This window comes from Pseudoalteromonas sp. S16_S37 (genome assembly GCF_014694405.1).
Classification (GTDB): Bacteria; Pseudomonadota; Gammaproteobacteria; order Enterobacterales; family Alteromonadaceae; genus Pseudoalteromonas.
In genome coordinates, this window is the sequence record NZ_JAAUWV010000229.1 from 1 (window position 1) to 312 (window position 312).

1 pseudogene is annotated in these 312 nt (G+C 41.0%); it reads left to right on the forward strand.

Annotated features, from left to right (window positions below):
* Positions 1 to 198 precede the first annotated feature (198 nt).
* A pseudogene (locus tag HC733_RS22750) lies at positions 199 to 312 on the forward strand (IS3-like element ISVpa4 family transposase); the annotation flags it as partial.

Below are 312 nucleotides of genomic sequence, written 5' to 3' on the forward strand. Positions count from 1 at the left end.
TTCATCATGCAGGTACTCTCGATATTCTTAAACGTGGATTAACAGGTGAAATGACCACTTCACGGGCAATTGCCCAAATATAGGCTGCCATTTCTCGGGCAATGGCAATTACCACAACAAGAACTGGCCCCCAATTTTCGGACATGACTTTAAGTGATTGTTCTGTTTTTATAGTAACCAAAAATATTGGAACAGATGATGACTAGAAAACGTAGAAACCACTCTCCTGAATTTAAAGCTAAAGTGGCCTTGGCCGCCGCTAAAGGAGATAAAACCGTTGCTGAATTAGCACAGAAATACAATCTTCACGCA